The organism is Roseovarius sp. MBR-78 (assembly GCF_040547535.1).
Taxonomy (GTDB): Bacteria; Pseudomonadota; Alphaproteobacteria; order Rhodobacterales; family Rhodobacteraceae; genus Roseovarius.
The window spans coordinates 1-21,836 of sequence record NZ_JBEPPX010000034.1; the positions used below are offsets into that span (position 1 = coordinate 1).

General features: G+C 65.3%; 23 protein-coding genes and 2 pseudogenes. 17 read left to right on the plus strand and 8 right to left on the minus strand.

Annotated features, from left to right (window positions below):
- Positions 1-108 precede the first annotated feature (108 nt).
- Positions 109-375, minus strand: a complete 267-nt coding sequence (locus ABIE58_RS18270; RefSeq protein WP_354546107.1) for a hypothetical protein — start codon at positions 373-375, stop codon at positions 109-111.
- 9 nt (positions 376-384) lie between these two features.
- On the minus strand, positions 385-720 hold the full coding sequence (locus ABIE58_RS18275) for an Arc family DNA-binding protein (RefSeq protein ID WP_354546108.1): 336 nt from the start codon (positions 718-720) through the stop codon (positions 385-387).
- Positions 721-807: 87 nt separating this feature from the next.
- Here ABIE58_RS18275 and ABIE58_RS18280 point away from each other — a divergent pair, with 87 nt between their 5' ends.
- The 4 genes and pseudogenes from ABIE58_RS18280 (at position 808) to ABIE58_RS18295 (ending at position 2,369) form a co-directional block, all read left to right on the plus strand.
- Complete coding sequence (locus ABIE58_RS18280; protein WP_354546109.1) at positions 808-966, plus strand: Arc family DNA-binding protein; 159 nt, start codon at positions 808-810, stop codon at positions 964-966.
- Positions 963-1,154 carry a hypothetical protein gene (locus ABIE58_RS18285; RefSeq protein WP_354546110.1) on the plus strand — a complete coding sequence of 64 codons (192 nt, stop codon included), beginning with the start codon at positions 963-965 and terminating at the stop codon, positions 1,152-1,154. Before ABIE58_RS18280 ends, ABIE58_RS18285 begins: the two co-directional genes overlap by 4 nt.
- A gap of 186 nt (positions 1,155-1,340) precedes the next feature.
- Positions 1,341-1,427 (plus strand): annotated as a pseudogene (locus ABIE58_RS20365) (hypothetical protein); the annotation flags it as partial.
- A 90-nt stretch (positions 1,428-1,517) separates the two neighbouring features.
- A complete protein-coding gene (locus tag ABIE58_RS18295; RefSeq protein ID WP_502950118.1) occupies positions 1,518-2,369 on the plus strand; it encodes a tyrosine-type recombinase/integrase in 852 nt (283 codons plus the stop codon).
- Between the two features lie 168 nt (positions 2,370-2,537).
- Here ABIE58_RS18295 and ABIE58_RS18300 read toward each other — a convergent pair whose 3' ends face one another.
- From ABIE58_RS18300 to ABIE58_RS18315, 4 genes are all read right to left on the minus strand, one after another.
- Positions 2,538-3,359: an ABC transporter substrate-binding protein gene (locus tag ABIE58_RS18300; protein ID WP_354546113.1), complete on the minus strand. Its 822-nt coding sequence runs from the start codon at positions 3,357-3,359 to the stop codon at positions 2,538-2,540.
- 24 nt (positions 3,360-3,383) lie between these two features.
- Positions 3,384-4,127, minus strand: a complete 744-nt coding sequence (locus tag ABIE58_RS18305; protein WP_354546114.1) for an ATP-binding cassette domain-containing protein — start codon at positions 4,125-4,127, stop codon at positions 3,384-3,386.
- On the minus strand, positions 4,120-4,827 hold the full coding sequence (locus ABIE58_RS18310; RefSeq protein ID WP_354546115.1) for an ABC transporter permease: 708 nt from the start codon (positions 4,825-4,827) through the stop codon (positions 4,120-4,122). Before ABIE58_RS18310 ends, ABIE58_RS18305 begins: the two co-directional genes overlap by 8 nt.
- Positions 4,828-5,316: 489 nt before the next feature.
- The gene (locus ABIE58_RS18315; protein WP_354546116.1) at positions 5,317-6,444 is read right to left on the minus strand and encodes a CaiB/BaiF CoA transferase family protein; all 1,128 of its coding nucleotides are present in this window, start codon (positions 6,442-6,444) and stop codon (positions 5,317-5,319) included.
- A gap of 137 nt (positions 6,445-6,581) precedes the next feature.
- On the opposite strand from ABIE58_RS18315, the gene ABIE58_RS18320 reads away from it, so the two are divergent.
- The 11 genes from ABIE58_RS18320 (at position 6,582) to ABIE58_RS18370 (ending at position 17,309) form a co-directional block, all read left to right on the plus strand.
- Positions 6,582-7,766 carry an acyl-CoA dehydrogenase family protein gene (locus tag ABIE58_RS18320; protein WP_354546117.1) on the plus strand — a complete coding sequence of 395 codons (1,185 nt, stop codon included), beginning with the start codon at positions 6,582-6,584 and terminating at the stop codon, positions 7,764-7,766.
- Between the two features lie 10 nt (positions 7,767-7,776).
- Positions 7,777-8,604: an HTD2 family dehydratase gene (locus ABIE58_RS18325; protein WP_354546118.1), complete on the plus strand. Its 828-nt coding sequence runs from the start codon at positions 7,777-7,779 to the stop codon at positions 8,602-8,604.
- Positions 8,605-8,634: 30 nt separating this feature from the next.
- Positions 8,635-8,952: an ArsR/SmtB family transcription factor gene (locus tag ABIE58_RS18330; RefSeq protein WP_354546119.1), complete on the plus strand. Its 318-nt coding sequence runs from the start codon at positions 8,635-8,637 to the stop codon at positions 8,950-8,952.
- A 41-nt stretch (positions 8,953-8,993) separates the two neighbouring features.
- Positions 8,994-10,043: a permease gene (locus tag ABIE58_RS18335; RefSeq protein WP_354546120.1), complete on the plus strand. Its 1,050-nt coding sequence runs from the start codon at positions 8,994-8,996 to the stop codon at positions 10,041-10,043.
- Between the two features lie 112 nt (positions 10,044-10,155).
- Positions 10,156-11,136, plus strand: a complete 981-nt coding sequence (locus ABIE58_RS18340) for a TRAP transporter substrate-binding protein (RefSeq protein WP_354546121.1) — start codon at positions 10,156-10,158, stop codon at positions 11,134-11,136.
- 63 nt (positions 11,137-11,199) lie between these two features.
- Positions 11,200-11,763 (plus strand): TRAP transporter small permease, encoded by a 564-nt coding sequence (locus tag ABIE58_RS18345; RefSeq protein WP_354546122.1) that lies wholly within the window; start codon positions 11,200-11,202, stop codon positions 11,761-11,763.
- Positions 11,753-13,057 carry a TRAP transporter large permease gene (locus tag ABIE58_RS18350; RefSeq protein WP_354546123.1) on the plus strand — a complete coding sequence of 435 codons (1,305 nt, stop codon included), beginning with the start codon at positions 11,753-11,755 and terminating at the stop codon, positions 13,055-13,057. The genes ABIE58_RS18345 and ABIE58_RS18350 overlap by 11 nt, the downstream gene beginning before the upstream one ends.
- A complete protein-coding gene (locus ABIE58_RS18355; protein WP_354546124.1) occupies positions 13,027-13,560 on the plus strand; it encodes a winged helix DNA-binding protein in 534 nt (177 codons plus the stop codon). The genes ABIE58_RS18350 and ABIE58_RS18355 overlap by 31 nt, the downstream gene beginning before the upstream one ends.
- Positions 13,521-14,498 carry a hypothetical protein gene (locus ABIE58_RS18360; RefSeq protein ID WP_354546125.1) on the plus strand — a complete coding sequence of 326 codons (978 nt, stop codon included), beginning with the start codon at positions 13,521-13,523 and terminating at the stop codon, positions 14,496-14,498. Before ABIE58_RS18355 ends, ABIE58_RS18360 begins: the two co-directional genes overlap by 40 nt.
- Before the next feature lie 27 nt (positions 14,499-14,525).
- Positions 14,526-15,758, plus strand: a complete 1,233-nt coding sequence (locus ABIE58_RS18365; RefSeq protein WP_354546126.1) for an MFS transporter — start codon at positions 14,526-14,528, stop codon at positions 15,756-15,758.
- A gap of 33 nt (positions 15,759-15,791) precedes the next feature.
- Positions 15,792-17,309, plus strand: coding sequence for a malonate--CoA ligase (locus ABIE58_RS18370; protein WP_354546127.1), 1,518 nt, complete (start codon positions 15,792-15,794; stop codon positions 17,307-17,309).
- 7 nt (positions 17,310-17,316) lie between these two features.
- On the opposite strand, the gene ABIE58_RS18375 is transcribed toward ABIE58_RS18370, so the two are convergent.
- Positions 17,317-17,721, minus strand: coding sequence for a VOC family protein (locus ABIE58_RS18375; protein WP_354546128.1), 405 nt, complete (start codon positions 17,719-17,721; stop codon positions 17,317-17,319).
- A gap of 399 nt (positions 17,722-18,120) precedes the next feature.
- On the opposite strand from ABIE58_RS18375, the pseudogene rpsA reads away from it, so the two are divergent.
- A pseudogene (gene rpsA, locus ABIE58_RS18380) lies at positions 18,121-19,821 on the plus strand (30S ribosomal protein S1); the annotation flags it as partial.
- Positions 19,822-19,982: 161 nt separating this feature from the next.
- On the opposite strand, the gene ABIE58_RS18385 reads toward rpsA, so the two are convergent.
- Entirely contained in the window at positions 19,983-21,062 is a 1,080-nt protein-coding gene (locus ABIE58_RS18385; RefSeq protein ID WP_354546129.1) for a CaiB/BaiF CoA transferase family protein, read from the minus strand.
- Between the two features lie 101 nt (positions 21,063-21,163).
- Between ABIE58_RS18385 and ABIE58_RS18390 the strand changes: the two genes are divergently transcribed.
- Positions 21,164-21,691: an SRPBCC family protein gene (locus ABIE58_RS18390; RefSeq protein ID WP_354546130.1), complete on the plus strand. Its 528-nt coding sequence runs from the start codon at positions 21,164-21,166 to the stop codon at positions 21,689-21,691.
- The last annotated feature ends 145 nt before the right edge of the window (positions 21,692-21,836 follow it).

Sequence of the window (21,836 nt, forward strand, 5' to 3'; positions counted from 1 at the left end):
CGAAATTCAGAACCCCCGGCGCGACCAGAAGTTCTGTGGCAACCGTTGCCAGCAACGATGGCACCGGCGCAGGCGGCAGGCCAAGAGCTGACCCTTTGCGCGCGCGGGCTATTCTTCAGTGACCGGGGTAGCCGAGTGGAAGAAGGCCGACGCAGTATTCAGGACCATGTTCTGTTCCGGCATAGCCGGGATTTGTGCGAGCGGGTTATCATCATCATTAAGATAGATATCAAGCCCTTCGTCTTGGGCGGGAATCTGGAGGTGTAGCAGGTGGCCGTCTACCGCGGCGACAGTCCAAGCCCGCGACGATTCTACCAGTCCATCCTCGCCCATTGATACGGTGACGAAATCGTATTCCTTGCCAACTTCAAACATGTTCATTCCTTATTTTGGAGGCGTCTTGCGCATTATGATGATGTCGCCTGATTGCAGATGCGCTTCAAGATCAACACCCATGTGATCGAACATAGAGTTTAGAGTTTCTGCATGAACAATTTGCGATTCAGGGTCCATTGGCTCTGCAAGAGACTGAAGATAATCTACAAATTCGTCCGCAGAGTAGACATCTTCTGGATACTCTTTCTCAAGCGCAGAGACAATTTCCGCATTCATGCTGCGGCCATTATCCTGAGCGGCGCGCCGGATACGCTCTTTGAGCATGGGCGGCATGCGCAACCCAAATGGAGCAATATCACGGATCAGGTTCTCATCTTCGGTCATAGCTTCATCGTGTAGCACATTTTTCCTTGCTCACAATAGTTACATCGTGTAGCGTAACTACATCGTGTAACGTTGGAGGGCAGGGAAATGCCGGAGAAAATCAAACCCTACGGGCTGCGCATGCCTGACGATCTGAAAGACCAGGTGAAGGACGCGGCGGCGCGAGAGGGCCGTTCCATGAATGCGCAGATCGTCCAGCACCTGCGCGAAATCTACCAACCCAGCCAAGAGGAGATCGAGGCGTGAGCAAAGACAAGATGACCCGTGAACAGATGCAGACTGAGGCATTGATCATCGAAAGCCTGCTGGATGCTGCAATGGCCATGCACTCGGAAGTTGATCGAGAGGATTGCTTTCAGATGATCGAGAAAGCATCGGCCCGCGCAAATCGCCTCAACAGGGCATTGGATTCCATCAACGCACCAAGCGAATAACATGTCCAACACCCGCGCCAGCTTGCTTCCCGATCACGTCACGCCTGCCGATCTGGCAGGGCATATCGGCGTTTCCGAGCGGGAATTGCGAAGGCTGGCGCGGGAGCTTGGGGCTTGCCGGATCATAGGAAAAGCCATGATCCTGTTGCCCGAGGATGTGGAAACCATTTTGGAGGCATCTAGGCCATGCCAATCGAAATCTACAAGCGCGGCAGGTTCTGGCACTACCGAGGATCAGTTGCCGGAAGGCGACTTCGCGGCTCTACGAAAGCGACTGACCGACAAAACGCAGAGCGCATCGCGGCGGAAATCGAGCACAAGGCGTGGCAGCGTCGTTTCGATGGACCGGGCGCGGGGCTGACCATGTCACAGGTGTTCACCGCCTATCTGGACGCTCAGAAGCCTGAGAGGTTCCTGTTGAAGCTGGCAGAGCATTGGCGGGATACACCAGTTGAACAGGTGCGACCCGAGACTATCCGGCAGGCGGCGCGGCGGATATACCCGCATGCCAAAGAGCCGACATGGAATCGGCAGGTGATCAAGCCCACGCAGGCGGCGATCAACTACGCGGCGGAATTAGGCTGGTGCCAGCGCATATCCGTGAAGCGGTTCACCGAAAACCCCGAGACGAAAACACCGGCCACAATCGAGTGGGTGTTCGCTTTCCATGAGCAGGCCAAGAGTGACGGGCTACCGCACCTTGGCGCGCTCTGCATGTTCATGTTTGGCACGGCGGCGCGCGTTGGGGAATCTTGCCGTCTGGCATGGCGGGACGTTGATCTAGGCCAAGCGGTGGCCGAACTGCATCTGTTCAAGCCAACACCATGGAGCCGCACGGCGCATCTGCCGCCTGACGTGGTGGCGGCGATGGCGAATATCCCGTCCAATCGCAAGCCTGACGAGCTGGTGTTCGGCTACTCGGGCCGGGGCAGTGTCAGAGGACCATGGAACAACGTGTGCGAGCGTGCAGGCATCGAGCGACTGACCCCGCACTGTTGCCGCCACGGGTTCGCCACGTCCATGTTGCACTTGGGCTTTGACCCCAAGACCGTGGCCGAGCGCGGCGGCTGGAAAGACGCCACCACGGTTCTGCGCACCTATGCCCATGCCATGAAGGACCGCACCGTCACCAATGCCCTGTTTGGCACAAATCTGACACAGGACGTGATTGCGGATGGTCTAAGAGCAGAAAAGAAAAAGGGAAAATCTCAATGACTGCAACCCCTCGTTGGGAGGGGTGTCCCACTGACGGCTCTACAGGCCCTCCTTGAAATCATCAAGTGCCAAAGCACCTCGCCCTGCGGGTTCTGGCAATGTGTCGCAGACCGGAACCACGGCGCGTCCAGGACCAACCGGCGCAGAACGCGCTGAGAGGGGAGGGGCTCAGCCGCCCGCGTTGGGAAAGAAGAGCTGTTGGCCGTCCACCTTGTAGCCGGCAATCGCGGCCTGCCCCTCGTCCGAGAGCACCCAGTCGATGAAGGTCTGACCGGCCTCGGCCTTGACGTGTGCGTGCTTTTCCGGGTTCACGAGGATGATGCCATACTGGTTGAACATCTTCGGATCGCCCTCCACCGCGATGCGGTAGTCGCCCTTGTTGCCAAAGGCGATCCATGTCGCGCGGTCGGTCATGATATAGGCCCCCATGCCGGTGCCGGTGTTGAGCGTCGCGCCCATGCCGGACCCCGTCTCGCGATACCAGCCGCCCGAGGCCGCCCGCGCGTCGATCTCGGCCTGTTTCCACAGGCGCAACTCGGCCTTGTTGGTGCCGCTGTCATCGCCGCGCGAGGCGAAGGGGGCTTGTGTTTCGGCAATCCTGGTCAGGGCCGCGACGACATCCGTCATCCCCGCCACGCCTGCGGGGTCGGCGGGCGGGCCTATGATGATGAAATCGTTATACATCACGTCGGCGCGGCTGACTCCATGCCCCTCGGCGACGAATTTTTCCTCCGCCGGTTTGGCATGAACAAAGAGCACATCGCCATCGCCGTTCATGGCGTTCCTGATCGCCTGGCCCGTGCCCACCGCGACCACGCGCACCTCGATGCCGGTCTTGTCCTGGAACATCGGCAGGATGTGATCAAAGAGGCCCGAATTCTGCGTCGAGGTGGTGGATTGCACCACGATGAACTCGTCCTGCGCCTGTGCCGCCGTGGTCCCGAAGGCCAGCGCCGCAAGGGCAAGCGAAAGAAGGTGACGTCTGAACATTGAACGCTCCGTGTTGATTTGGGGTTAGTGGTCGGTTCCGGTATAAAGCCGTCCCTGCACCCAGGCGCGGGCGGCCTCCGAGCGCGGCGCGCCCAGAACCTGGTCGAGCGGGCCGCGTTCCGCGACGCGTCCGGCATGAAGAAAGATCACCTCGTCGCCCATTCGCCGCGCCTGCCCGCTGTCATGGGTGACCATCACGATGGTGACGCCGCGTTTGTGGGCCGCGTTCACCAGATCCTCGATCATCTGGGTCGAGGCCGGATCAAGGCTGCTTGTCGGCTCATCCAGAAACAGCAATTCCGGCTCGCACACGAGCGCGCGCGCCACCGCCAGCCGCTGTTGCTCGCCCCCCGACAGAAGCCGCGCGGGTTGGTGCGCCTTGCCCGTGAGATGGGCCATGTCCAGCGCCTCGCGCGCGCGCACCTGTCGCGCACGCCAGCCCAGCCCCTGCACCTTGAGCGCAAAGCGCAGATTGGCCAGCACCGAGCGGCGCAGCATCACCGGGCGCTGAAACACCATCGCCTGCGCGCGGCGCGCGCCTTGCCAGATCACCTCGCCCGAGGAGGGCGGCAACAGCCCGTGCAACAGCCGCAACAAAAGGCTCTTGCCCGCCCCATTCGCCCCCATGATCAGCGTGCGCCGCCCGTGCGCGATCTCGATGTCGATCCCGTGAAGCAGCGCCTGCCCGCCAGTGGCAAAGCTGAGGCCCTTCGCCGTCAGGATCGGGTCGGTGCAGGTCTCCATGCTCTCGGTCACCATGTCACGCATAGGCCGCCCTCACCGCCGAGGCGCGCAGCGCCATCACGCCAGCATTGACCACCACCGCCAGCCCCAGAAGCAGCACGCCAAGCGCCAGCGCCAGGTGCAGATTGCCCTTGGAGGTCTCCAAAGCGATGGTCGTGGTCATCACCCGCGTCACATGGTTGATATTGCCGCCCACGATCAGCACCGCCCCCACCTCGGCCACCGCGCGGCCAAAGCCCGCCAGCGCCACGGTCAGCAGGCTATAGCGCGCATCCCACAAGAGCGCGGCCACGCGGGCGCGCGCCGTGAGGCCGAAAGAGGCGAATTGCTCGGCATATTCACCGTGCAGATCCTCGACCACCTGTTTCGTCAGCGCCGCGACGATGGGAGTGACCAGAAGCGTTTGCGCCACGATCATTGCCGTGGGGGTATAGAGCAGGCCAAGGATGCCCAAAGGTCCGGCATTCGACAACATCAGGTAGACGAAAAGCCCCACCACCACCGGCGGCAGCCCCATCAGCGTGTTGAGCAGCACCGTCACCACCCCGCGCCCCGGAAAGCGGAACGCGCCCACCACCGCGCCCACGGGCAAGCCGATGAGACAGGCCAGCGCCACCGCCGAGAGCGTCACCCTGAGCGACAGGATGACGATCTCGCTCAGGTCCCGATCCCATGTCAGGATCAGGCCGAACGCCTCTGCCATGATGTCGCCAAGGCTGAACATGCGCGATTTCTCCCCTTGCCGGGAAAAAAAGCATAAAAACGCATGATGTGCGAGTCTGAATTTGCAGATGCGGTTCGATGTCGGGTAACTGGAAGGTGTCGCCCTATGGTGATGCGGCCTGCCAAGCCGTGCAAAGGGGGGTGGAAGGCGTTGCAAATCGCCTGTTGCCGCCCTTCGCCTTCTTTCCCCCGCGCGGAATCGAGGCGCGCCTTGGCGCGCCGCCGCGCGAGCGCCCGACCGCTCCGTCGCACCGAAGGTGCGCCGATTATAGTCGGCACGCCTTTGGCGTGACGGGCGGGCGCTTTTGCAATGTCTAACTCATTATAACCGTTCAAGTATTTTGCAGGCATAAAGTGCCACGCGGAGCCGTTTCAGCGCCCACCCGGCGGTCGGGCCCTCGCGCGGCGCATCGCATCATATCGAATGGCTGTCCAAGGCCTTAAGTATTCCCCCGCACACCCCCCGGCACTCTGTGTCAGGTGGCGCAGCCTACGCCCCGCCGAACTCCTCGCGCAGCGCGTCTGTGTGCGCGCCAAGACCGGGCACCGCGCCCAGGTCAGCCTCGGCCCCGTCGATCCGCGCGCCGGGGGCCAGCATCCGCACTGGGCCGCTTGGCGTCTCGACCGTGACATGGCGGTTCTGCGGGTGGGCCGCCAGATCCTCCATCTCGCTCACCCGGCCATAGGCGATGCGCGCGGCGCGCAGGCGCTCGGCCATCGCGTCGCGGGGCAGGGCGGCAAAGACCGGGCGCAGGATCGCATCGAGCGCGTCACGATTGGCGACACGGGCCGAATTGCTGTCGAAACGCGGATCGCGGGCGAGCGCGGCATCGTCTAGGATCGCCTCGCAAAATACCGCCCATTCCCGCTCGTTCTGGATCGAGATGAGCACCGATTTGCCGTCGCTGCCCTCATAGGCACCATAGGGCGCGATGGTGGGATGGTTGAGGCCCGCGCGCACCGGCACCTTGCCGCCATAGGCATATTGCAGGAAAGGAACGTTCATCCAGTCGGCCAGCGCGTGAAAGAGCGACACTTCGATATGCCGCCCCTCGCCGGTGCTCGCCCGCCCGATCAGCGCCTCGAGCACCGCCTGATAGGCGGTCATCCCCGCCGCGATATCGCAGACCGAAACGCCGGTGCGCGCAGGCCCCGCCGCGTTGCCGGTGATCGACGAGAGGCCCGATTCGGCCTGCACCAGCAGGTCATAGGCCTTTAGATCCGCCAGCGGCCCGTCGCTGCCATAGCCCGAGATCGACACGGTGATGAGGCGCGGGTTGGCGGCGCGCAGGCGGTCGGGGGCAAGGCCGAGCCGGTCGATCGCCCCCGGCGCGAGGTTCTGGATGAACACATCCGCCCGCGCCAGCATTCGCGCCATAAGCGCGTGGTCGGTCGCGTCGCGCAGGTCGAGGCAGATCGATTCCTTGCCCCGGTTGAGCCAGACGAAATAGGCGCTCTCGCCCTGCACGAGGCTGTCATAGCCGCGCGCGAAATCGCCCTCGGGCCGTTCCACCTTGATGACGCGCGCGCCCGCCTCGGCAAGCCGCCCGGAGGCATAGGGCGCGGCCACCGCCTGTTCGACCGAGACGACGAGAAGACCGGAAAGATCGGTGCGCATGGGGGCGGTCCTTTCGTTCAAGATGCGGCGAGGATGCAGAAACGCCTTGCCGGGGAAAGCCCGAGGTTGCGTGCCCGGAGCTTCCATCGCGCTGCAAAACCTGCCAATCAGGGCGTGCTATCAGAAGGACACCCCATATGACAAGTTTCGACCCGACCGCCGAATTTGCCGATATCCGCAACGGCGTGGCGCAGGTCTGCGCCGGGTTTCCGGGGCGCTACTGGCGCGATCTGGATGCGCGCCGCGCCTATCCCAGGGAATTTGTCGATGCGCTTATTGCCGAGGGGTATCTGGCGGCGATGATCCCTGAGGAATACGGGGGGTCGGGCCTGCCGCTCACCGTCGCCGCCGTCATTCTGGAGGAAATCCATCGTCAGGGCTGCAACGCCGCCGCCTGTCATGCCCAGATGTATACGATGGGCACGCTGCTGCGCCACGGGTCGCAGGCGCAGAAGGCCGCGTATCTGCCGGGCATCGCTGATGGCTCGTTGCGCCTTCAGGCCTTTGGCGTGACCGAGCCAACCAGCGGCACCGATACGCTGGCACTGAAAACCACGGCGCGGCGCGATGGCGATGCGTATGTCATCAATGGCCAGAAGATCTGGACCTCGCGCGTTGAGCATTCCGACCTGATGATCCTTTTGGCGCGCACCACGCCGCGCGCCGAGGCCAAGTCGAAAACCGATGGGTTGTCGGTCTTTCTCGTCGATCTGCGTGACAAGGTCGGCCACGGCATCGACATTCGCCCCATCCGCACGATGATAAACCACGCCACTACCGAGGTATTTTTCGACAACCTGCGCATCCCCGCCGACAGCCTGATCGGCGAGGAAGGCAAAGGCTTTCGCTATATACTGTCGGGCATGAATGCCGAGCGTATCCTCATCGCCGCCGAATGTATCGGTGATGCCAAGTGGTTCCTGAAAACCGGGTCGGACTATGCCCGCGAACGGGTGGTGTTCGGCGAGCCCATCGGGGCCAATCAGGGCGTGCAGTTCCCGCTCGCGCGCGCACAGGCCCGGATGATGGCTGCCGAGGCGATCGTTTATCGCGCGGCGGCGATGTATGACGCGGGGCACACGCCCGGTGTCGAGGCCAATACCGCCAAGATGCTGGCCGCCGAGGCAAGCTGGGAGGCCGCCGAGGCCTGCATGCAGACCCATGGCGGCTTTGCCTTTGCCGAGGAATACGATGTCGAGCGCAAGTTCCGCGAGGCGCGGCTTTATCAGATCGCGCCGATCTCGACCAATCTCATCCTGTGCTATATCGCCGAACAGGTGCTGGGCCTGCCCAAATCCTACGGGCCGGGGCGCGGGGCATAGGAGGGGCGGCATGGACGATTATTCCGACTGGATCGGGCGCGGCTTTACCCGGCAAGAGCCGATCACCGATCGCCTTATCGCGCATTTCCGCGTCACGCTGGCGGGTATGCTGGCCGGGGCCGAGGTGCCGGTGGGCCTGCACTGGTGCCTGGTGCCCGACGCGGTGACGCCCGACCAGTTGGGCCGCGATTGCCACCCGAAGCCGGGGATATTCCTGCCCGCGCTGCCCTTGCCGCGCCGGATGTGGGCCGGGGGAGAGGTGGAATTTCACGGCGCGTTCTCGCCCGGTGACATGGTGGCGCGCGAGACGGTGATCGAGGATGTGCGCTTCAAGCAGGGGCGCAGCGGGCGCCTTGGCTTTGTCACGGTTCGTCATCTCTATCGCGTGGCGGGTGCGCTGTGCCTCAATGAGCGGCAAGACATCGTTTACCGCGAAGACCCCAAGCCGGGCGTGGCAGTCCCCCCCCCGCCCGTCGAGGACTGGCCCGAGGCGACCGCCTGGCATATCACCCCCGATCCGACGCTGCTGTTTCGCTTTTCCGCGCTCACCTTCAACGGTCATCGCATCCATTATGACCACCCCTATGCAACGGGGGTCGAGGGCTACGGCGGCCTTGTCGTGCACGGCCCGATGCAGGCGGTGTGGATGATGAACCTTGCCACGCATGTCGCGGGCGGCCTGCCTGCGCGCTTCACCTATCGCGGTCTCACCCCGCTCATCTGCGGCGCGCCCGTGGCCATCGAGGCGCGCGAGGCAGGGGGCGGAGTCGATCTGCGCGTGCGGCGGCAAGCGGACGGGGTGGTGACGATGGAGGCGCGGGCCGGGCTGGAGAATTGACATAACTGGTTTTATCGTTATGTTTGTCTCATGACCCAAACCACCCCCACCGCCCGCGCGCTTGCCGCGCTTGGGCATGATACGCGCCTTGCCATCTTTCGCCTGCTGGTGCGCGCGGGCGAGGAGGGGTTGAACGTGGGCGAGATCGGGCAGCATCTGGGCCATGCCCCCTCGACGCTGGCACATCACCTCTCGACGCTGGTCGAGGCCGGGCTGGTGGTGCAGGAACGGCAGGGGCGCGCGGTGCTGAACCGTGTGGATTTCACCGCCATGCGCCGGATGCTCGATTTTCTCACCGCCGAATGCTGCACCGGTGTGCGGCTGGCTGCCACCGATAGCGCGGCCTGATTTTTTGGGCCTTATATAACGATATACCTAAGGATATTACTATGAGCGACGCCACCCTTTCTCCGCCCCGTTTTTCCAACACGCTGCGCGCGCTGTGGCGCAAACACGGCGTCTGGCTCGTCACCGCGCTGATCCTTCTGGCGCTCGCGGTATTCGACCGGGCGCAGGCGGCGGCATCTGTTGCCTTTACCGCCGACGCGCTGGCCAGCACCGCGCCCTTTCTGCTGCTCTCCATCGGCGTTGCCGCCTGGGCCACGGCCACGGGGGCCGACAACCTGATCGCGCGCGCCTTTACCGGCGCGCCGGTGGTGATGATCACGCTCGCGGCACTCGCCGGTGCGCTCTCGCCCTTCTGCTCCTGCGGGGTGATCCCGCTCATTGCGGCCCTTCTGGCGATGGGGGTGCCGCTGGCGGCGGTGATGGCGTTCTGGCTGGCTTCGCCGGTGATGGACCCGTCGATGTTCGTGCTGACCACGGGGGTTCTGGGGCTGGAATTCGCGGTGGCCAAGATGCTGGCGGCGATCGGCCTTGGCCTTCTGGGCGGCTGGGTGGTGCATTTTCTGGGCCGTGCGGGCGGGCTTTCCGATCCGCTGCGCGAGGAAATCGGCAATGGCGGCTGCGGCGGCGCGAAGCTGCGCGCGCCCAAACCTGTGATCTGGCGCTTCTGGACCGAGCCGGAGCGGCGCGCGAGGTTCGGGCGCGAGGCGCTGACTGTGACGCTCTTTCTGCTGAAATGGCTCACCCTCGCCTTTGTGCTGGAAAGCCTGATGCTGGCCTTTGTGCCCGCCGAGACGATCACCGGCGCGCTGGGTGGCACCGGGCTTGGCCCCATCGCGCTTGGCACGCTGATCGGCGTGCCTGCCTATCTCAACGGCTATGCCGCGCTGCCTCTGGTAGGCGGGCTGGTGGGGCAGGGCATGGCACCGGGCGCGGGGCTGGCCTTTCTGGTCGCGGGGGGCGTTACCTCGCTGCCTGCGGCCATCGCGGTCTGGGCGCTGGTGAAACCGCGTGTCTTCGCGCTTTATATCATGCTGTCGCTGGCGGGGGCCTTTGCTGCGGGGGGGCTGTTTCAACTGTGGCAAACCTTGTGAGGTCGTGCGCGTCAATACTATTTTATTGACAAATTATCATCGTCTGCGCAGCCTTCCACATGACCGGAGCGGGCCAACCCGCCCGGTGTCATGCGATATCAGGGAGCACATCATGAAACATCTTTTCTCACTGGCGCTGTCGGGGGCCGTTGCCCTTGGCCTTGGCGCGGGCGCGGGCCATGCGCAGACCACCTGGGACATGCCCACGCCCTATGGCGATTCGGTCTTTCACACCCAGAACATCACCCAATTCGCCGAGGATGTGGCCAGCGCCACCGAGGGCGGGCTCACCATCACCGTGCATTCGGCGGGGTCGCTTTATGCCCATCCCGAAATCCGCGACGCGGTGCGCCGGGGCCTCGCGCCCATCGGCGAGATCCTGATATCGCGGCTGGCCAATGAGGACGCGATTTTCGGCGTCGATTCGGTGCCGTTCCTCGCGGCAAGCTATGAGGATGCCGCCGCGCTCTGGGCCGCCTCGCGCGATCAGATCGCCGCCAAGCTGGCTGATCAGGGGCTGACCCTGCTTTATGCCGTGCCGTGGCCGGGCCAGAGCCTCTATCTCACCGAGGAAGTCGACTCGATCAAAGACATGCAGGGCGTGAGCTTTCGCGCCTATAACACCGCCACCGAGCGGCTGGCGCAGTTGATGGGCGCGGTGCCGACGACCGTCGAGGCGGGCGACATCCCGACCGCCTTTTCCACCTCGCGCATCGCGGCGATGATTACCTCGCCCTCGACCGGGGTGTCGTCGCAGGCGTGGGATTTCGTGAGCCATTATATCGACACGCAGGCGTGGCTTCCGAAAAACATGGTGTTCGTCAACACCCGTGCCTTTGACGCGCTGCCTGAGGATCAGCAACAGGCGCTGATCGACGCGGCGGCCGAGGCGGAGCGGCGCGGCTGGGAGATGTCGAAGGCCGAGACCGACGCGAAGATTGCCGCGCTCAAGGAAAACGGCATGCAGGTCTCGCAGCCCTCCGAGACGCTGGCGCGGGAATTGCGCGAGATCGGCGCGACCATGACCGAGGAATGGCAGGCGCAGGCGGGCGAGGCGGGGGCGGCGATCCTCTCGGCCTATCGCGCGCGCTGATGCTGCACCGGCGCGGGGCGCGGTATGCCCCGCGCCACGCCTTTGACAGAAAGGGGGCCGCGCATGATCCGCAGGCTGCTTGACCGCTTATACGATGCGGGGTTCGTTCTGGCCGCGCTGGCGCTGGTGGCGATTGCCGTGCTGGTGCTGGTGCAGGTCGCGGGTAGGGTGATCGACAAGACGCTGCTGGCGCTGGGGCAGGCCCCGCTTGGCATCGCCATCACCTCGCTCTCGGAATTTGGCGGGTTTCTGTTCGTGGGGGCGGTGTTCCTGGCGCTCGCGGGCACGCTGCGGGATGCAGGCCATGTGCGGGTGACGATCCTCACGCAATCCGTGCCACCCGGCTTGCGCCGCGTGCTGGCCGGGCTGGTGCTGCTCCTCGCGCTCGGGCTTGGGGGCTTCGCGCTTTACAGCGCCGGGGTTCAGGCGTGGGACGCCTGGGCATTCAACGCGGTGTCCTTTGGCATGGCGCGGTTTCCGCTGTGGATACCGCAAGGGGTGATGGTGCTGGGGCTGGCGATCTTCTGGATCGCGCTTTTGGACGAGGCGCTGGTGGTGCTGCGGGGGGGCGTTCCGGCCTTCCTGCGCGCCGAGGCTGCGAAACAGGGCAAGACCGATGGGCATTGATATTTTGTCGCTGATTCTCGTCGGTGTCCTCTTTGGCTGTCTGGCGCTGGGCCTCTGGGTGGGGTTCGCGCTCATTGCCGTGGGGCTGGCTGCGATGATGCTGGCCTCGACCGCGCCTGCCGAACTGGTTTTCGGCACCAAGGTCTGGGGTGCGCTCAATATCTGGGATCTGACGGCGCTGCCGATGTTCATCTGGATGGGCGAGATCCTGTTCCGCTCGCGGCTCTCGTCGGACATGTTTTCGGGGCTGGCGCCCCTGACGACACGGCTGCCGGGGCGGCTCTTGCACGCCAATATCTTCGGCTGCGCGCTGTTTGCTGCCGTCTCCGGCTCTTCCGCCGCAACGACGGCCACGGTGGGGCGCATGTCGGTGCCGGAACTGACGCGGCGCGGCTATGACGTGCGGATGATTATCGGCACGCTGGCCGGTTCCGGCACGTTCGGCTTTCTCATCCCGCCGTCGATCATCCTCATCGTCTACGGGGCCGCGACCGAGCAGAGCATCGCGCGGCTGTTTCTTGCCGGGATCGGGCCGGGGCTTTTGCTGGCGGCGCTCTTCTCGGGCTATACGATGCTCTGGGCGCTGACGCATCGAGACCGGATGCCTGCGGCGGAGCCTGCCACGACATGGGCCGACAAGGCGCGCGCCGTCATGCTGCTGGGGCCGACGATCCTGTTGATCGTCGCGGTGATCGGCTCGATCTATGCAGGCCTCGCCTCACCGACCGAGGCGGCGGTGGTGGGTGTGCTGGGCGCGCTGATCTTGTCGGCCCTGGGCGGCTCGCTCAACTGGGAGGCTACATGGGGCGCCCTGCGCGGCGCGACGATCACCACCTGCATGATCGCCTTTATCCTTGCGGGGGCGGCTTTCCTGACGGTGGCGATGGGCTATACCGGCATCCCGCGCGCGCTGGCGGCGTGGATCGGCGAGCAGGGCTATTCGGCCAATATGCTCTTGGCGGCGTTGGTGGTGTTCTTCATCGTGCTGGGCATGTTCCTCGACGGGATTTCCATCGTGGTGCTGACCACCTCGGTCATTCTGCCGATGGTGCTGGCCGCCGGGATCGACCCGATATGGTTCGGCATCTTCCTCGTGCTGGTGGTCGAGATGAGCCAGATCACGCCGCCGGTGGGCTTTAACCTTTTCGTGCTGCAATCCATCACCGGGCGCAGCATTTTCGAGATCGCGCGCCACGCCTTTCCGTTTTTCCTGCTCTTGGTGCTGGCCACCGCCATCCTTGCCATTTTCCCGGAGATCGCGCTATGGATTCCGCAGACGATGCTTGCCCGTTGAGGCAGGGGCCGGTTGTTTCCTCGGCCCATCTTGCCAGTTCCGGCCTGCCGGAACTGTCGGAGATGGAATTTGCGCTGACCATGTCCAACCATGCGTTTCAGCGCTGGATGTCGCGCTGCATGACGGCCGCCGGGATGCCGGGGCTGGCCCCGCTGGAGGTGCTGGTGGTGCATCTTGTCCACCATCGCGACCGGCCCAAGAGCCTTGCCGATATCTGCCTCGTGCTGAACGTGGAGGATACCCACCTCGTGAGCTATGCGGTCAAGAAGCTGGAGCGTCACGGCCTTGTCGAGACCGGGCGCAAGGGCAAGGAAAAGACCGTCGCCATCACCGCGCCGGGGGCCGAGTATTGCACAAGCTATGGCCGCGTGCGCGAGCAGCTCCTGGTGCGCGCGGTCGAGCAGCTTGGCCTTGACCGGGCCGAGATGTCGCGGCTGGCGGCGCTCTTGCGCGCGCTGTCGGGGTGCTACGATCAGGCGGCGCGCGGCGCGGCGGCGGTGTGAGCGGCGCGCTCGCGGCGCTGGCCCGGCATGGGCGGCTTGTGCTGGTGGCGGGTCTAGTGGTGGGGGTGCTCGCGCCGGGGCTGGCGCGGGCGATGGCCCCGCTCATTTTTCCGATGATCGCGGTGATGCTGTTTCTCGCCACGCTGCGGGTGGATATGCGCGCGGCCTTTCCCGCGCGGCGGCACCTGCCGCGCTATCTTGGTGTGACGCTGGCGATGCAGGTGGCGCTGCCGGTGCTGGTCATTGCCGCGCTCTGGGGGCTGGACGCAGAGGCCAGCCTTGTGGGGATCGGCTGCGTGCTGGTGCTGGCCGCCCCGCCGATGACCGGAAGCCCCGGCCTCACCATTCTTGCCGGAGGCGATCCCGCCCCGGCGCTGCGCCAGCTTGTGCTGGGCACCACGCTCTTGCCGCTGACGGTGGTGCCGGTGTTCTGGCTTTTGCCGGTCTTTGGCGCGCCCGAGGTGGTGGCGGGGGCGGCGCTGCGCCTGCTGGCGGTGATCGTGCTCGCGGGGGGCGCGGGAATGGTGCTGCGGGCGCGGGTGGCACGGCTGCGCGGGCCTGCGGAGCAGGGGGCGGTGGACGGGCTTATCACGCTGGCGATGGCGGTGGTGGTGGTGGGCCTGATGTCTGCCGTGGGGCCTGCGTTACGCGCGCCGGTGCCTGCGTTCTGGGGCACGCTCGCCGCTGTTTTCGCGCTCGGCTTTGGCGCGCAGATCGCCATGCTGGTGCTCGCACGCCGCCGCACGCCGCGCGATGCCCCGGCGCTGGCGATTATCGCCGGAAACCGCAACCTCGCGCTTTTCCTTGGCGCGCTGCCGCCCGAGACCGCCGCCGCGCTGCTGCTGTTCGTGGGGCTTTACCAGGTGCCGATGTATCTCACGCCGCTGGTGATGGCGCCGCTCATCCGCCACCTTGCACAGACCCCCGCCGCGCCGTAACGTCGCGGCGAGCCGCGCGAGGACCCGATGCAGAAATCCGCCCCTATGATCACGCCCGTTCTCATCGCGGGCTGCACCATCCTGATGATGTCTTTCGCGATCCGCGCCTCTTTCGGGGTGTTCCAGATCCCGATTGCCGAGGAATTCAACTGGCCGCGCGCCGAGTTTTCGCTGGCCATCGCGATCCAGAACCTTGCCTGGGGCATCGGTCAGCCGATCTTTGGCGCGCTGGCCGAAAAGATGGGCGATCGGCGGGCAATCGTCATTGGCGCGCTGATCTATGCGGGCGGCCTCGTGCTGTCATCCTTTGCCGTGTCGCCGCAGGCGCATCAGCTCTACGAGGTGCTGGTGGGGTTTGGTATCGCGGGCACCGGTTTCGGCGTCATTCTCGCCGTGGTCGGGCGGGCAAGCTCGGACGAGAACCGCTCGATGAGCCTTGCCATCGCCACCGCCGCCGGGTCGGCGGGGCAGGTGTTCGGCGCGCCGGTGGCGGAATGGATGCTGGGATTCCTGAGCTGGCAGAGCGTGTTTCTGGTGTTCGCCGTCACCATCCTCGCGGTGCTGGTGATGCTGCCGCTGATGCGCGGGCCTGCGCCTGCGGGGCGCGCCGTGCTGGAGCAATCGCTGGGCGAGGCCCTGCGACAGGCGTTTCGCGATCCGTCCTACACGCTGATTTTCCTCGGCTTTTTCAGTTGCGGCTATCAGCTTGCCTTTATCACCGCGCATTTCCCGGCGCTGGTGACCGAGATGTGCGGGCCGATCCTGCCCGGCGGGATGCTGCACAATATCGGCATCACCACCACCTCGGCGCTGGGCGCGGTGGCGATCTCGATCATCGGCCTTGCCAATATCGGCGGCACGCTGCTGGCGGGCTGGCTGGGCAAGCGGTATTCGCGCAAGCACCTGCTGGCGGGCATTTACGCGGCGCGCACGGCTATTGCGGCGGCGTTCATCCTGACGCCGATCACGCCGGGCACGGTGCTGCTCTTCTCGGTGGCGATGGGATCGCTTTGGCTCGCCACGGTACCGCTAACCTCGGGGCTGATCGCGCATATCTACGGGCTGCGCTATATGGGCACGCTTTACGGGATCGTATTCTTCTCGCATCAGCTTGGCAGCTTTCTCGGGGTCTGGCTGGGCGGGCGGCTTTATGATCTGCATGGCGATTACACGCTGGTCTGGTGGGTGGGGGTCGGCGTGGGGGCGTTCTCGGCGCTGGTGCACCTGCCGATCCGCGAGCGCCCGATCGCGGCCACCTGACCGGCACACCCTCAACGACAGGGATCAAAGATGATGACCAACCCGCTTTTCGAGACGTTATTCGCCCGGCACGCGGGCCGCGCCGCGCCGTTCCTGCATTTGCCGGATGGCAGCACCCTCAGTTATGATGCCTTTCTGCGGATGGCGGCGCGCTATGCCCATGCCTTGCGTGCCGCCGGTCTGGCCCCCGGCGACCGGCTCGCGGCGCAGGTGCCGAAATCGCCGCAGGCGCTGGCGGTCTATGCTGCCTGCGTGCAGGCGGGCATCGTGTTCCTGCCGCTCAACACCGGCTATACCCCTGACGAGGTTGCCTATTTCGTCGGCGATAGCGGCGCGCGGCTGCTGCTCTGCGACGGCGCGCAGGAGGGCGCGCTCTTGCCCGTGACTGAGGCGGCGGGGGCGGTGCTCTTGACGCTGAACGGCGATGGCAGCGGCAGCCTGCCTGACGCGGCGCGCGACCTGCCCGAGACCTTCGAGACCGTGCCGCGCGAGGCCAACGACCTTGCCGCGCTGCTCTATACCTCGGGCACCACGGGGCGCTCCAAGGGGGCGATGCTGACGCAGGACAATTTGCTTTCGAACGCCCGCGTGCTGGTCGACTACTGGCGCTTCACCGAGGGCGACGTGCTGCTTCATGCGCTGCCGATCTTTCACACGCATGGGCTTTTCGTGGCCACGAACGTGATGCTGCTGGCGGGCGGGGCGATGATCTTTCTGCCGAAATTCGATCTTGAGGCGATGATCGCGCATCTGCCGCGCGCCACGACGATGATGGGGGTGCCGACCTTCTACACAAGGCTCCTGGACGATCCGCGCCTCACCCGTGATCTGGTGGCGCATATGCGGCTTTTCACCTCCGGCTCTGCGCCGCTTCTGGCCGAGACGCATGAGGCCTTCGCGGCGCGCACCGGGCATCGCATCCTCGAGCGTTACGGCATGACAGAGACCAACATGACCACGTCGAACCCTTACGACGGCGACCGGCGCGCGGGCACCGTGGGCTTTCCCCTGCCGGGGGTGGAGCTGCGGATCACCGATCCCGAGAGCGGCGTTGAGGTGGCGCAAGGTGAGGTCGGCATGATCGAGGTGCGCGGGCCGAACGTCTTTAGGGGCTATTGGAATATGCCGGAAAAGACCGCCGAGGAATTGCGCGAGACCGGCTTTTTCATCACCGGCGATCTGGGCGTGATCGACGCGCGCGGCTATGTCTCGATCGTGGGGCGGTTGAAGGATGTGGTGATCTCGGGGGGCTACAATATCTACCCCAAGGAGGTGGAACTGACCCTTGATGCACAGCCCGGCGTGCTGGAAAGCGCGGTGGTGGGTGTGCCCCATCCCGATCTGGGCGAGGCGGTGGTGGGCTTTGTGGTGCCCGAGAAGGGGGCCGCGCCCGATCTTGACGCCATCGCGGCGGCGGTGTCGGGGTCGCTCGCGCGGTTCAAGCAGCCGCGTCGGCTTATCTTGCTGGACGCGTTGCCGCGCAACACCATGGGCAAAGTGCAGAAAAACGTGCTGCGCGCGGAGTATGGCAGGCTTTTTGCGGCGGGGTGAGGGGCCCTCAGTCCACGCGGTTTGAAATCTCGATCAGGTTGCCATCAGGATCGCGCAGGTAGAGCGACATGAGGGTGCCGGTGGCCCCGGTGCGGCGCACGGGCCCCTCCTCGACGGCAACACCAAACGCCAAAAGATGCGCCTGCCAGTCGGTGAGCGGCGTATCGCTGAGGAAACACAGATCGGCAGATCCGGGGGTGGGGCGCGCGGCCTTGGGGGCGAACTCTGCCCCCGCCACGTGCAGGTTGATCTTCTGCGTCCCAAAGCGCAACGCATGCCGTTCGGTTCCGTCCGTGCCGTGGAAGGTCTCGGAGAGCATGCCGAGCGCACCCTCGTAAAAGGCCAGCGTTGGTGCCATGTCGGTGATGGTCAGCACGAGGTGATCGAGGCTGGTGAGGCGTGGTCTGGTCATAACGAGTCCTCCGGGCGGCGCGTGTCGTAAACCCTGTGTATCTCGGCTGGCCCATGCGGGTTTCAGATACGCTCACGCGTCGAAGCGTCCCCTCAACATGATAGCGAATTGGTGTCGGGCGGCAAACCATTCCCGGCCATTCCTGCCACCTTACGATTTGATAGCGTCTTCTTCCAGTTTCCCGCGATGCGTTTTCCCGCGTGGGGCGCGCGCCATCTTGCAGCTTGATTTAAGCGTCACCGCCCGCTATGACGCCCGGTGTCAACAAGGCGGAACCGCCACGAAGCAGCAGAGATCGAGCAGGGTCGGCATTCCCGGCCCTCTTTGCTTTGTGGCCCGCCCGACCAATGAAACCTCTCAAGACCGGCGGAGACAACCGCACGGCCGGAAAATGCACGTTGTAAAGGACAAACACGCCACATGGCTCAGAACGCATCTATGGAGGAATTCGAGGCCCTCCTGAACGAAAACCTCGAAATGGACACCCCCGATGAGGGCTCTGTCGTCAAGGGCCGGGTCATCGCCATCGAGGCGGGACAGGCCATCATCGACGTCGGCTACAAGATGGAAGGCCGCGTCGATCTGAAGGAATTCGCAAATCCCGGCGAACAGCCCAACATCAATGTCGGCGACGAGGTCGAGGTTTTCCTGCGCTCGGCGGAAAACTCCCGCGGCGAAGCCGTCATCAGCCACGAAATGGCCCGCCGCGAGGCAGCCTGGGACCGGCTTGAGAAGGCCTATGCCGATGAAGAGCGCGTCGAAGGCGCGATCTTTGGCCGCGTCAAGGGTGGCTTCACCGTTGATCTGGGCGGTGCCGTGGCCTTCCTGCCCGGCTCTCAGGTCGATGTGCGCCCGGTGCGGGACGCGGGGCCGCTCATGGGCCTCAAGCAGCCGTTCCAGATCCTCAAGATGGACCGTCGCCGCGGCAATATCGTCGTGTCGCGCCGCGCCATTCTCGAAGAGAGCCGCGCCGAACAGCGCGCCGAGGTCATCGCCAACCTCACCGAGGGGCAGAATATCGACGGCGTGGTCAAGAACATCACCGAATACGGGGCCTTCGTGGACCTGGGCGGTGTCGACGGTCTGCTGCACGTCACCGACATGGCCTGGCGCCGCGTCAACCACCCCTCCGAGATCCTGTCGATCGGCGAGACCGTCAAGGTCCAGGTCATCAAGATCAACAAGGAAACCCACCGCATCAGCCTTGGCATGAAGCAGCTGCAGGAAGATCCGTGGGACGTGGTGGCGGCCAAATATCCGCTGGCCTCTGTCCATACCGGCCGCGTCACCAACATCACCGATTACGGCGCCTTCGTGGAGCTGGAACCGGGGGTCGAGGGGCTCGTTCACGTCTCGGAAATGTCCTGGACCAAGAAGAACGTGCATCCCGGCAAGATCGTCTCCACCTCTCAGGAGGTCGAGGTTATGGTGCTCGAGATCGACGCTGCCAAACGCCGCGTGAGCCTTGGCCTCAAGCAGACGATGCGCAACCCGTGGGAAGTGTTCGCCGAAACCTGCCCGCCGGGCACCGAGGTCGAGGGCGAGGTGAAGAACATCACCGAGTTCGGCCTGTTCATCGGCATGGAAGGCGATATCGACGGCATGGTCCATCTCAGCGATCTGAGCTGGGACGAGCGTGGCGAGGACGCGATCCAGAGCTACAAGAAGGGCGATATCGTCCAGGCTGTCGTGGCTGATGTGGATGTCGAGAAAGAGCGTATCTCGCTCTCGATCAAGGCGCTGGGCGGCGACAAGTTCGCCGAGGCCGTGGGCGGCGTCAAGCGCGGCACCATCGTCACCGTCGAGGTGACGGCGATCGAGGATGGCGGCATCGAGGTGGAATACGAGGGGATGAAGAGCTTCATCCGCCGCTCCGACCTGTCGCGCGACCGCTCCGAGCAGCGCCCCGAGCGGTTCTCGGTGGGCGACAAGGTCGATGCCCGCGTGACCAATATCGACAGCAAGACCCGCCGTCTGGGCCTGTCGATCAAGGCGCGCGAGATCGCCGAAGAGAAAGAGGCTGTCGAGCAGTTCGGCTCGTCCGATTCGGGTGCGTCGCTGGGCGATATCCTTGGCGCGGCGCTCAAGGGCGACAAGTAAGCCTTTGCCGTCAACGGCACCTGAACGGCCCCGCCTCGGCGGGGCCGTTTGCGTTTGGGGATCACCGCCTGCGCCTCGCACCGGGGGCATGGGAGGTATGGCCGGTTGGCGGGGGGGCTTTCGGCTTGGAGCTGCCGTTCGCTTTCTGCCCCCCCCGCGCGTCAAAGCCCCAGCTCTGCCCGAATCGCCGCGCTGTCGGCCCCGCGCGCGGGCGGCTCGGCCACCGGTCGCACCGCCCCGTCAAACCGGGGGGCGGGGGCCGGGGCCAGCCCGTCGCCCGCCTGCTGCCACACCCCGCGCGCGGCCATATGCGGATCGCGCGCCGCCTCGTCGGGGCGCAGCACCGGGGCCACGCAGGCATCCGTTCCGGCAAAGACCTCCGCCCAATGCGCCAGCGGCCGTTCGACGAATATCGCGGCCAGTGCCCCGCTTTGCGCCTGCCATTGCGCAGGGTCGCGTTGATCGGCGAAACGCGGATCATCCGCCAGCCCGAGCCGGTCGAGGAACGCGGCGTAGAATTGCGGCTCGAGGCATTGCACCGACAGCCAGCCACCGCAGGCGCAGCCATATATGCGGCTCCAGTGCGGGCCATCCAGAAGGCTCTGGCCGCGCGTCATCGAGAGGTTGCCCGAGGGCATCATCGACATCAAAAGCGCCATCATATGCGCCGATCCATCCACGATAGCGGCATCGACCACAGTGCCCCGCCCCGTGCGTGCCGCCCCGATCAGCCCGGCCAGCACCCCCGCCACCAGATAGAGCGCGCCGCCGCCCACATCGCCCACCATCGTGGGCGGGGTGAGCGGCGGCGTGCCGGGCGCGCCCGCATACCAAAGCGCGCCGGAGGTGGCGATATAATTGAGGTCATGCCCGGCCTGAGGCGCGCGCGGCCCGTCCTGCCCCCAGCCCGTCATCCGGCCATAGACGAGGCGGGGATTGGCGGCGTGCATCTCGTCAGGCCCCAGCCCCAGCCGCTCCATCACGCCGGGGCGATAGCCCTCGATCAGCGCATCGGCGCGCACCACCAGCGCGCGGGCTGTGGCGATATCGGCGGGCTCTTTCAGGTCGAGCACGATCGAGCGCTTGCCGCGATCGAGCAGGTTGCGCGCGCCCGCCACCGGGCTGGCCGTGCCGGGGCGGTGGATCACCACCACCTCGGCCCCCATCTCGGCCAGCATCATCGCGGCGAAGGGCGCAGGCCCCAGCCCCTCGAATTCGACCACCCGCAGCCCTGTCAGCATCCCCGGTTCCTTTCACCATTTGCGCGACCAAGCTTAGGACAGCTTTGCCTTGGCGCGCCACCGGGTTACGCTGGTCCGTATAAGGATGGAGGAGAGACCCGATGAAAATGTCCGACAGCCGCGAGATTGCCGCCGACCGCGCGACGGTCTGGGCGGCGCTGCTCAGCCCCGAGGCGCTCAAGGCCTGCGTGCCCGGCGCGCAGGAGGTGACCGGCACGCCCGAAGACGGGTTCGAGGCCACCGTGGTGCAAAAGGTCGGCCCGGTGAAGGCGACGTTCAAGGGCGTGGTGACGCTCACCGATATGATCGAGCCCGAGAGCCTCACGCTCAGCGGTGAGGGCAAGGGCGGCGCGGCGGGCTTTGCCAAGGGCGGTGCCAATGTGCGGCTGGAGGAGATCGAGGGCGGCACGCGGCTGCATTACGATGTCGAGGCCAGCGTTGGAGGCAAGCTGGCGCAGCTTGGCAGCCGTATCGTTGACGGCTTTGCCAAGAAGATGGCCGATCAGTTCTTTGCCCGGCTGGAGGCGGCGGTTACCCCGCCGCCCGAGGAGGGTGACGAAGGGGCCGAACCTGCCCCCGAAGAGGGGCCGAAAAAGGGCTGGTTCCGCCGCGTGATCGGCAAGGGATAAGGGCCGCGCGCGCCGGCAGTCGGCGCGCGCCCCGCGGCGCGCCACCCATGCCCCCGGCGATTAGGCGGCGCTGAGTCGCGCGATGCGAAGCCCCAAATACCCGCTGCCCATGAAACACGGGTGGACGCGGTCGAGCGCGGGGTAG

Bases quoted from the DNA above. Each gene is read 5' to 3' on its own strand.
- ABIE58_RS18375 (WP_354546128.1), bottom strand. From the start codon at position 17,721: ATGACCAGACCACGCCTCACCAGCCTCGATCACCTCGTGCTGACCATC.
- ABIE58_RS18305 (WP_354546114.1), bottom strand. From the start codon at position 4,127: ATGCGTGACATGGTGACCGAGAGCATGGAGACCTGCACCGACCCGATC.
- ABIE58_RS18270 (WP_354546107.1), bottom strand. From the start codon at position 375: ATGTTTGAAGTTGGCAAGGAATACGATTTCGTCACCGTATCAATGGGC.
- ABIE58_RS18280 (WP_354546109.1), top strand. From the start codon at position 808: ATGCCGGAGAAAATCAAACCCTACGGGCTGCGCATGCCTGACGATCTG.
- ABIE58_RS18315 (WP_354546116.1), bottom strand. From the start codon at position 6,444: ATGCGCACCGATCTTTCCGGTCTTCTCGTCGTCTCGGTCGAACAGGCG.
- ABIE58_RS18340 (WP_354546121.1), top strand. From the start codon at position 10,156: ATGAAACATCTTTTCTCACTGGCGCTGTCGGGGGCCGTTGCCCTTGGC.
- ABIE58_RS18365 (WP_354546126.1), top strand. From the start codon at position 14,526: ATGCAGAAATCCGCCCCTATGATCACGCCCGTTCTCATCGCGGGCTGC.
- ABIE58_RS18325 (WP_354546118.1), top strand. From the start codon at position 7,777: ATGGACGATTATTCCGACTGGATCGGGCGCGGCTTTACCCGGCAAGAG.
- ABIE58_RS18370 (WP_354546127.1), top strand. From the start codon at position 15,792: ATGACCAACCCGCTTTTCGAGACGTTATTCGCCCGGCACGCGGGCCGC.
- ABIE58_RS18330 (WP_354546119.1), top strand. From the start codon at position 8,635: ATGACCCAAACCACCCCCACCGCCCGCGCGCTTGCCGCGCTTGGGCAT.
- ABIE58_RS18310 (WP_354546115.1), bottom strand. From the start codon at position 4,827: ATGTTCAGCCTTGGCGACATCATGGCAGAGGCGTTCGGCCTGATCCTG.
- ABIE58_RS18320 (WP_354546117.1), top strand. From the start codon at position 6,582: ATGACAAGTTTCGACCCGACCGCCGAATTTGCCGATATCCGCAACGGC.
- ABIE58_RS18390 (WP_354546130.1), top strand. From the start codon at position 21,164: ATGAAAATGTCCGACAGCCGCGAGATTGCCGCCGACCGCGCGACGGTC.
- ABIE58_RS18335 (WP_354546120.1), top strand. From the start codon at position 8,994: ATGAGCGACGCCACCCTTTCTCCGCCCCGTTTTTCCAACACGCTGCGC.
- ABIE58_RS18300 (WP_354546113.1), bottom strand. From the start codon at position 3,359: ATGTTCAGACGTCACCTTCTTTCGCTTGCCCTTGCGGCGCTGGCCTTC.
- ABIE58_RS18350 (WP_354546123.1), top strand. From the start codon at position 11,753: ATGGGCATTGATATTTTGTCGCTGATTCTCGTCGGTGTCCTCTTTGGC.
- ABIE58_RS18385 (WP_354546129.1), bottom strand. From the start codon at position 21,062: ATGCTGACAGGGCTGCGGGTGGTCGAATTCGAGGGGCTGGGGCCTGCG.
- ABIE58_RS18275 (WP_354546108.1), bottom strand. From the start codon at position 720: ATGACCGAAGATGAGAACCTGATCCGTGATATTGCTCCATTTGGGTTG.
- ABIE58_RS18295 (WP_502950118.1), top strand. From the start codon at position 1,518: ATGTCACAGGTGTTCACCGCCTATCTGGACGCTCAGAAGCCTGAGAGG.
- ABIE58_RS18355 (WP_354546124.1), top strand. From the start codon at position 13,027: ATGGATTCCGCAGACGATGCTTGCCCGTTGAGGCAGGGGCCGGTTGTT.
- ABIE58_RS18345 (WP_354546122.1), top strand. From the start codon at position 11,200: ATGATCCGCAGGCTGCTTGACCGCTTATACGATGCGGGGTTCGTTCTG.